This window comes from Lysinibacillus parviboronicapiens, assembly GCF_003049575.1.
Classification (GTDB): domain Bacteria; phylum Bacillota; class Bacilli; order Bacillales_A; family Planococcaceae; genus Lysinibacillus; species Lysinibacillus parviboronicapiens.
This window is the reverse complement of record NZ_PYWI01000108.1, coordinates 1-368: the sequence shown is the minus strand read 5'-3', so window position 1 is coordinate 368 and position 368 is coordinate 1. Positions and strand designations below refer to the sequence as shown.

Sequence of the window (368 nt, the reverse complement as noted above, 5' to 3'; positions counted from 1 at the left end):
ATCAAGAAGTAATTGCTGCCTGGTATGAAGAAGAGGATCGTAAGAAAGACCCTTCATACATCACAACAATTAGTTCCCAATTTGAATATAATCAATTTACGCGGGATTACTTTACTGATCCTGAAAATAAAGGGAAAAAGCGAGAAGATGCTATTGTTGCTTGGAAGGAGATAAAGAAATTACCAGGAGAAAATAAGTACATACCGAAAAGTAATTCTTGACCCCTTCTTATTTAACTATAGAAGCAGCATTCCTGTTTGAAGGATGTTTGAGGTCTTGAAAGAAAAGGAGCCCTCTAGTATGATGCATGAGTGTCAACGACCATTGACCCATCATCAAACAAGGAGGACTCCTTTATGCATTTTAAA

At 37.0% G+C, this 368-nt stretch carries 1 pseudogene; it reads left to right on the top strand.

Annotated features, from left to right (window positions below):
* Positions 1 to 221 (top strand): annotated as a pseudogene (locus tag C9J35_RS23315) (DUF6434 domain-containing protein); the annotation flags it as partial.
* Between the last annotated feature and the right edge of the window lie 147 nt (positions 222 to 368).